Source organism: Saccharothrix luteola (assembly GCF_020859565.1).
Lineage (GTDB): Bacteria > Actinomycetota > Actinomycetes > Mycobacteriales > Pseudonocardiaceae > Actinosynnema > Actinosynnema luteola.
Window position 1 is genome coordinate 208548 of sequence record NZ_JAJHUO010000003.1, and the last position, 7977, is coordinate 216524.

Here is a 7977-nt window from a genome sequence, read left to right on the forward strand (position 1 = left end):
CGAGGTGGTGGGGCCGCACCGTCCCCGGCCCGGCCCCACCACCCGCACGTCACACCCGGCCGATCACCCCGTCGCCGTAGGACGCGAGCGTCTTGTCCTTGTCGTCGTGCATCAGGTACAGCGCGAAGTTGTCCACGCCGATCTCCCTCAGCTCCTGCAACCGGTCCACGTGCGCCGACACCGGACCGAGCAGGCAGAACCGGTCCACGATCGAGTCCGGCACGAAGTCCGTCGACCGGTTGCCCGCCTTGCCGTGGTGGGCGTAGTCGTAGCCCTCGCGGCCGGAGATGTAGTCGGTCAGCGCGGTGGGCACCGCGCCCGAGTCGCCGTACCGCGCGACCAGGTCGGCCACGTGGTTGCCGACCATCCCGCCGAACCAGCGCAGCTGCTCGCGCTGGTGCGGCAGGTCCGTGCCGACGTACGCGGGCGCGGCCACGCACATCGTGATCGCCGCCGGGTCGCGGCCCGCGGCCACGGCCGCTTCACGCACCGTCCCGATCGTCCACCGCGCGATGTCCACGTCCGCGGTCTGCAGGATGAACCCGTCGGCCTGCTCTCCGACCATCCTCAACGCGCGCGGCCCGTACGCGGCCATCCACATCTCCAGCTTGCCGTCGCGCACCCACGGGATGCGCACCGGCGTGCCGTGGTACTCGGTCTCCCGGCCCTCGGCCAGGTCCTTGATCACGGTCATGGCCCGGCCCAGCGTGGCCAGCGACGCGGGCTGCTGCCCGATCACCCGGCGCGCCGAGTCGCCGCGTCCGATGCCGCACACCGTGCGGTTGCCGAACATGTCGTTCAACGTCGCGAACAGCGACGCCGTCACCGACCAGTCCCGCGTGCTCGGGTTGGTCACCATCGGGCCGACGACCAGCTCCTTCGTCGCCGCCAGCACCTGCGAGTAGATGACGAACGGCTCCTGCCACAGCACGACCGAGTCGAACGTCCAGCCGTACCGGAAGCCGTTGTCCTCGGCGGCCTTCAGACCGGCCACCACGTCCCGCGCGGGCGGGTCGGTCTGGAGCACTACCCCGAAGTCCACGTGCCCCCCTACACCAGGTACTGGTTCAGCTCGCGGGACAGGAACTTCCCGTGCCCGGCCGCGCCGTGGAAACCGCCGGCGTCCACGACGACCCGGCCGCGGGAGAGCACCGTGTCGACCTTGCCGGTGATCTCCATGCCCTCGTACGCCGAGTAGTCCACGTTCATGTGGTGCGTGGCCGCCGAGATGACCTGCTGCGCCACCGGGTCGTACACCACGACGTCGGCGTCCGCGCCGGGCGCGATGACGCCCTTGCGCGGGTGCAGGCCGAACATCCGCGCCGGCGTGGTGGAGCAGATCTCCACCCACCGCTCCAGGCTGATCTCGCCCGCCACCACGCCCTGGTGCAGCAGGTCCATCCGGTGCTCCACGCCCGGCATCCCGTTGGGGATCTTGGAGAAGTCGCCGCGCCCCAGTTCCTTCTGGTCCTTGAAGCAGAACGGGCAGTGGTCGGTCGACACCACCGACAGGTCGTTGGTGCGCAGGCCGCGCCACAGCTCCGACTGGTGCTCCTTGGGCCGCAGCGGGGGAGAGGCGACGTACTTCGAGCCCTCGAAGTCCGGCTTGGCCAGGTCCTCCAGCGACAGGTACAGGTACTGCGGGCACGTCTCGGCGAACACGTTCTGCCCGGTGTCGCGCGCCTTCGTCACCGCGTCGAGCGCCTGCGCGGCGGACAGGTGCACGATGTAGAGCGGCGAGCCGGTGACCTTGGCCAGCGTGATGGCGCGCGAGGTGGCCTCGCCCTCCAGCTCGGCGGGCCTGGTCAGTCCGTGCTCGACGGGGTCAGTGCGGCCCTGCGCGAGCGCTTGCGCGACCAGCTGGTCGATCGCGATGCCGTTCTCCGCGTGCATCATGATCGTCGCGCCGGTCTCGCGGGCCTTCTGCATGGCGCGCAGGATCTCGCCGTCGGTGGCGTAGAAGACGCCGGGGTAGGCCATGAACATCTTGAACGTGTTCACGCCCGCGTCGATGCAGGACTCCATCTCCTTCAACGACGTGTCGGTGACGTCGGAGACGATCATGTGGAACCCGTAGTCGACCGCGCACCGGCCGTCCGCCTTGCCGTGCCACTTGTCCAGGGTGGACAGCAACGAGGAGCCCTTGGGCTGCACGGCGAAGTCGATGATCGTGGTGGTGCCGCCCCACGCCGCCGCGATCGTGCCGGTCTCGAACGTGTCGGCGGAGAACGTGCCGCCGAACGGCATCTCCATGTGGGTGTGCCCGTCGATGCCGCCGGGGATCACGTACTTGCCGGCGGCGTCGATCGTCTCGTCCGCCTGCACCGGGAAGCCCGGCGCGAGCAGCGCGGCGATCTTCTCGCCGTCCACCAGCACGTCGGCCTCGAACGCGCCGGTGGCGTTCACCACCGTGCCGCCCTTGATGAGAATGCTCACGGCCGCACCAGCCCTTCGTAGGTGTCGGGACGCCGGTCGCGGTAGAACGCCCACAGGTTGCGGACCTCGGCCAGCAGGTCCATGTCCAGGTCGCGGACCACGACCTCCTCGTCGGTGTCGGAGGCCGCCTCGCCGACGAGCTGCCCGCGCGGGTCGGCGAAGTACGACTGGCCGTAGAACTCGTTGTCGCCCAACGGCTCCACGCCCACGCGGTTGATCGTGCCCACGTAGTACTCGTTCGCCACGGCCGCCGCGGTCTGCTCCAGCCGCCACAGGTACTCCGACAGGCCGCGGCTCGTCGCCGACGGGTTGAACACGATCTGCGCGCCGTTCAGCCCGAGCGCCCGCCAGCCCTCCGGGAAGTGCCGCTCGTAGCAGATGTAGACGCCGACCTTGCCCACCGCGGTGTCGAACACCGGGTAGCCGAGGTTGCCCGGCTTGAAGTAGAACTTCTCCCAGAACCCCTTGACCTGCGGGATGTGGTTCTTGCGGTGCTTGCCGAGGTACGTGCCGTCCGCGTCGATCACCGCGGCGGTGTTGTAGTAGATCCCCGGCTGCTCCTCCTCGTACATCGGCACGACGAGCACCACGCCCAGCTGCCCCGCCAGCTCGCACATCAGGTCGGTGGTCGGGCCGTCGGGGATGCCCTCGGTGTAGGAGTAGTAGTCCGCGTCCTGCACCTGGCAGAAGTACGGCCCGTAGAACAACTCCTGCAGGCACACCACCTGCGCGCCCTGCGACGCGGCGGAGCGGACCGCCTCGACCGCGTTCGCGATCATCGACTCCTTGTCGCCGGTCCACTTCTGCTGCACCAGACCTGCTCGGATGATGCTGCTCACGCGTTCTCCCTCCGTGGCGCCAGCACCAGGTAGACGAGCATTCCGCCGACCAGGCCGACGACCCAGTTGTAGTCGTAGAGCGGTTTGAGGAACGGGATCAGGCCGTCGACCGGGAACGGCCCGCCGTGCGCGCCGCCGACCGCCAGCACCGAGCCGATCACCGTGGCCGCCACCGCCCGCCAGTTCCAGCCCGCCTTGAACCAGTACGCGCCCCGCCCCGCCAGGTACAGGTCCGGCAGCTCCAGCCGCGTCTTCGCCAGCACCCAGTAGCCGGCCACGAACACGCCCGCCACCGACGCGAGCAGGCCGCCGTAGAAGCCGAGCCAGGTGAAGATGTAGATGCTCGGGTCGGAGATCAGCCGCCACGGCTGGATCACGATGCCGATCACGCCGGTGATCAGGCCGCCGACCGCGAACGTGATCTTCTTCGGGAACGCGTTGGAGAAGTCGTAGGACGGGCTCACCACGTTCGCCGCGAGGTTCGCCGAGACCGTCGCCAGCACCAGCGCCACCAACGCCACCAGCACCACCGCGGTGCTGTCGAACCGGCTCGCCAGCTCCGCCGGGTCCCAGATCGCCTCGCCGTACAGCGCCATCGCGCCCGACGTGGTCAGGATGGCCACGATCGCGATGAACGACATCGTGGTGGGCAGGCCCAGGACCTGGCCGAGCACCTGCTTGCGCTGGCTGCCGCCGAACCGGGTGAAGTCCGGCATGTTCAGCGACAGCGTCGACCAGAACGCGATCATGCCCATCAGCGACGGGAAGAACACCTTCCAGAAGTCCGCGCCCCAGCCCAGCTTGGACGGCGCCGACAGGATCGGGCCGAACCCGCCCGCCTTCACCGCCACGTACGCCAGCAGGACCAGGAAACCCACGCTGACCAGCGGCGCGGTCCAGTTCTCGAACCGGCGGATCGCCTCCATGCCGCGCCAGATGATCAGCATCTGCAGCACCCAGAACGCCAGGAAGCACAGCCACAGCGTCCACACCTGGCCCAGCACGACCGGCGCCTGCACCCACCCGTCGCCCGCCAACCGGCCCACGATCACGTGCAGCGCCTTGCCGCCGACCCACGTCTGGATGCCGAACCACGCGCACGCGATGAACGCGCGCAGCAACGCGACCAGGTTCGCGCCGCGGATGCCGTAGAACGCGCGGGCGAACACCGGGAACGGGATGCCGTACTTCGTGCCCGCGTGGCTGTTGAGCAGCATCGGGACCAGCACGATCAGGTTGCCCAGGGTGATGGTCAGGAACGCCTGCACCCAGTCCATCCCCAACGCCACCAGGGACGCGGCCAGCGTGTAGCTGGGGATGTTGTGCGCCATGCCCATCCACAGGGCGAAGAAGTTGTACGTGGACCAGGTGCGCCGCTCCAGCGGCACCGGCGCCAGGTCGGAGTTGTAGTGCGGGCTGTCCGCGATCGCGGAATGATCACGCAGCTCGACGCGGCCGTCGGGATCGGCTGTGACCTGGGTTGCGGAGTCAAGGGCCATCGGTCACTTCCCTGTTACGCTCGTGGAACACCCTTCGTGCGGGCGGTTCGGCGCGATTTCCATCCCGGCATCCTCCGGTCGGCCCGCGCGCGTGGGCAGTGGCAAAGTGTCCACGCTTGCCATGATCAGGGCACACTCTGTCCATTGCCACTCAAGCCGCTGGTCCGGGCCGGTGCGCGTGGTCCCGGCCGGCCCTCGACTGGCGGGTGAGCGGTGTCCTAACGTCCGGTGGATGAAGCTCGAACTGCGGCACCTGCGGGTCGTCTGCGCGATCGCGGACGCGGGCAGCCTGTCGAAGGCGTCCTCCCTCTTAGGCCTGGCGCAACCCGCCCTCACGGCCCAACTGCACCGCATCGAAGGCCTGCTCGGCGGCAAGCTGTTCGAGCGCGACCACAAGGGCGCCCGGCCGACCGTGCTCGGCGAGCTCGTGCTGGAACGGGCGCGCGTGCTGCTGCCCGCGTTCTCCCGGTTGCAGGAGGACGCGACGCGCCTGCTGGACGACACCGCCCCCGGCGACCGGTACCGGGTCGGCGCGGTGAACGGCCCGATGCTCGGCGGGCTGGTGCACCGGCTCACCGAGGCGCACCCCGGCGCGCACGTCTCCACGCAGGTGTCGTGGTCCGGGCGGGAGCTGTCCGCCATGGTCGCCGCGGGCAGGCTGGACTACGTGCTGGTCGGCGTGTGCGGCGACGCGCCGCCGCCGTCGGAGCACGGGCTGACGTGGCACGTGATCGCCGTCGACCCGGTGTTCGTGCTGATGCCCGAGGACCACCCGTTCACGGTGGTGGAGGAGGTGGAGCTGGGTGCGCTGAAGGACATGCAGTGGGCCGTGACGCCCGGTGACGGGTGCTTCGGCGACTGCTTCGTGGCCGCGTGCAGCCGGGCCGGCTTCACCCCGCGCACCATGTACGAGGTCGACATCAACAGCTGCATCGACCTGGCCTCGTCCGGCGACGCCGTCGCGCTGTGCCAGCCGACGTTCCGCCGCACGCCCGGCCTGGTCGCGATGCCGCTGGCGGGCGCGCCGCTGCGCTGGCGGCACCTGATCGGCTGGGACCCGGAAGGGCCCGCCGCCGCGTTCGGCCCGCAGGTGCTCCGCTACGCCGCCGAGGCCTACCGGGAGACCGCCGAGCGCAACCCGCGCTACGCGGGCTGGCTGCCGGGGCACCCGGAGTACGGCGCGGTGCCGCCTCAGGCGCTGGTCTGACCGCGCACCTTGCCCTCGGTGTTCGGCCGCCGCACGCCCTCGACCTCGACGCACAGCCCGAACACCCGGTGCCGGCCGGTCCAGCCGTTGACCCGGCCGCGGTTGTTGCCGATCTGCACCCGGTCGCCTTGCAGCGCGGTGACCAGGTGCAGGTAGGTCGTGCCCGAGACCCGGACCAGCACGACGTCGCCGACCTCCAGCTTCGCCGGGTCGACCGGCGCGACCACCACCAGGTCACGGCTGCGCACCAGCGGCACCATGGACGACCCCGTCGGCCGGAACCGCACCGTCGCACCCTCGGCGACCCTCGCCGCCATCGCGTCCAACACCCCCATGCGCCGAGTGTCCCGACGAGCGCCACCGATTTCCGCCCGGCCGGGCCATCACTGCGTCTTATGACCCAACCGGTATTACCGCGAACGGGCGGCCGGACCTAGTTTCACGGGGAATCCCTGCCCTCCTTCGAGGAGAATTCCCATGTCAGCACTGTTGAGACCGATCGCGCTCGTCGCGGCGCTCGTCGCGGCGGGGATCCTGACCCCGGCCGCCGCGCAGGCCGCGCCCGCCGGCCAGGACGCCGAGGTCCTGTCCGCGATCCAGCGAGACCTCGGGCTGGACGCCGACCAGGCGCGTGCTCGGCTGGCCGCTGACGAGCGCTCCGCCGACACCGCGCGCGGCCTGCGCAAGCGGCTGGACGGCCGGTTCGGCGGCGCGTGGATCGACTCGTCCGGCACGCTCACCGTCGGCGTGACCCGCGCGTCCGACGCGGACCAGGGCGGCGTGCGGACCAAGCTCGTCCAGCGCAGCGAGGCCGACCTGGACGCGGTGAAGTCCGCGCTGGACGCGAACGTGGTGCGCACGCCGAAGTCCGTGCCCGGCTGGTACGTCGACCTGCCCACCAACACCGTCGTGGTCAAGTCGCACCCCGGCGGCCTCGCCGCCGCACGCGCGTTCGTCGCGTCGTCCGGCGTCAGCGCGTCGGCCGTCCGGTACACCGCCACCACCGAAGCCCCGCGCCCGCTGATCGACGTGATCGGCGGCAACGCCTACTCCATCGGCAGCGGCACCCGCTGCTCGGTCGGCTTCTCCGTCAACGGCGGGTTCGTCACCGCCGGGCACTGCGGCTCCACCGGCGCGTCGACGTCCAACCCGAGCGGCACGTTCCGCGGGTCGAGCTTCCCCGGCAACGACTACGCGTGGGTGCAGGTCGCCGCGGGCAACACCCCGCGGGGCCTGGTCAACAACTACTCCGGCGGCACGGTGTCGGTCGCGGGCTCGCAGGACGCGCCGGTCGGCTCGACCGTGTGCCGTTCGGGGTCGACCACGGGCTGGCACTGCGGCACCATCCAGGCCCGCAACTCGTCGGTGACCTACCCGCAGGGCACGGTGACCGGCCTGATCCAGACCACGGTGTGCGCGGAGCCCGGCGACTCGGGCGGCTCGCTGCTGGCCGGCACGCAGGCGCAGGGCGTCACGTCGGGCGGCTCGGGCAACTGCCGCACCGGCGGCACCACCTACTTCCAGCCGGTCAACGAGATCCTCCAGGTCTACGGCCTGTCCCTGGTCACCAGCGGCGGCGGCGACCCCGACCCGCCGACGGGCTGCCAGAACTCGGAGACCACCTACAACGGCTCCCTGGCCGCGGGCGGTCAGGCCTACCAGCCGGACAACAGCTACTACCAGTCCACGGTGTCGGGCGCCCACGTCGGCTGCCTGGCCGGCCCGAGCGGCGCCGACTTCGACCTCTACCTGCAGAAGTGGAACGGCAGCTCGTGGGCGGTCGTGGCCAAGGGCGACAGCCCCGCCGCCGGCGAGACCGTCAACTACAACGGCACACCCGGCTACTACCGCTACCGCGTGCACGCGTACAGCGGCTCGGGCAGCTACACGCTCGGGGTCACGAACCCCTAGCCCGGGGGAAGAAGCCGCCGCGGGACCGTGTCGCCCTCAACGTCTCCCCGACACCGGACCCCCCCGCCCCCCAACCCCCCCCCGG

The 7977-nt window shown here is 70.8% G+C and carries 7 protein-coding genes; 2 read left to right on the plus strand and 5 right to left on the minus strand.

The window, feature by feature from the left end:
* Positions 1-49: 49 nt before the first annotated feature.
* Genes LNK82_RS04355 through LNK82_RS04370 form a run of 4 tightly spaced genes read right to left on the minus strand, consistent with a single transcriptional unit; the run spans position 50 to position 4774 of the window.
* On the minus strand, positions 50-1042 hold the full coding sequence (locus tag LNK82_RS04355) for a TIGR03842 family LLM class F420-dependent oxidoreductase (RefSeq protein ID WP_230565613.1): 993 nt from the start codon (positions 1040-1042) through the stop codon (positions 50-52).
* An 8-nt stretch (positions 1043-1050) separates the two neighbouring features.
* Positions 1051-2436, minus strand: a complete 1386-nt coding sequence (gene hydA, locus LNK82_RS04360) for a dihydropyrimidinase (RefSeq protein ID WP_230565614.1) — start codon at positions 2434-2436, stop codon at positions 1051-1053.
* Positions 2433-3275 (minus strand): nitrilase-related carbon-nitrogen hydrolase, encoded by an 843-nt coding sequence (locus LNK82_RS04365; RefSeq protein ID WP_230565615.1) that lies wholly within the window; start codon positions 3273-3275, stop codon positions 2433-2435. The genes hydA and LNK82_RS04365 overlap by 4 nt, the downstream gene beginning before the upstream one ends.
* A complete protein-coding gene (locus LNK82_RS04370; protein ID WP_230565616.1) occupies positions 3272-4774 on the minus strand; it encodes an NCS1 family nucleobase:cation symporter-1 in 1503 nt (500 codons plus the stop codon). The genes LNK82_RS04365 and LNK82_RS04370 overlap by 4 nt, the downstream gene beginning before the upstream one ends.
* Before the next feature lie 232 nt (positions 4775-5006).
* Here LNK82_RS04370 and LNK82_RS04375 point away from each other — a divergent pair, with 232 nt between their 5' ends.
* Complete coding sequence (locus LNK82_RS04375) at positions 5007-5981, plus strand: LysR family transcriptional regulator (RefSeq protein ID WP_230565617.1); 975 nt, start codon at positions 5007-5009, stop codon at positions 5979-5981.
* Here LNK82_RS04375 and LNK82_RS04380 read toward each other — a convergent pair.
* Positions 5966-6316 (minus strand): S26 family signal peptidase, encoded by a 351-nt coding sequence (locus tag LNK82_RS04380; protein ID WP_230565618.1) that lies wholly within the window; start codon positions 6314-6316, stop codon positions 5966-5968. The two genes, LNK82_RS04375 and LNK82_RS04380, sit on opposite strands and share 16 nt — an antisense overlap.
* A gap of 142 nt (positions 6317-6458) precedes the next feature.
* Here LNK82_RS04380 and LNK82_RS04385 point away from each other — a divergent pair, with 142 nt between their 5' ends.
* Positions 6459-7892, plus strand: coding sequence for a S1 family peptidase (locus LNK82_RS04385; protein WP_230565619.1), 1434 nt, complete (start codon positions 6459-6461; stop codon positions 7890-7892).
* The last annotated feature ends 85 nt before the right edge of the window (positions 7893-7977 follow it).

Coding starts and splice junctions, on each gene's coding strand:
- LNK82_RS04370 (WP_230565616.1), bottom strand. CDS start 4,774: ATGGCCCTTGACTCCGCAACCCAGGTCACAGCCGATCCCGACGGCCGC.
- LNK82_RS04375 (WP_230565617.1), top strand. CDS start 5,007: ATGAAGCTCGAACTGCGGCACCTGCGGGTCGTCTGCGCGATCGCGGAC.
- LNK82_RS04380 (WP_230565618.1), bottom strand. CDS start 6,316: ATGGGGGTGTTGGACGCGATGGCGGCGAGGGTCGCCGAGGGTGCGACG.
- LNK82_RS04385 (WP_230565619.1), top strand. CDS start 6,459: ATGTCAGCACTGTTGAGACCGATCGCGCTCGTCGCGGCGCTCGTCGCG.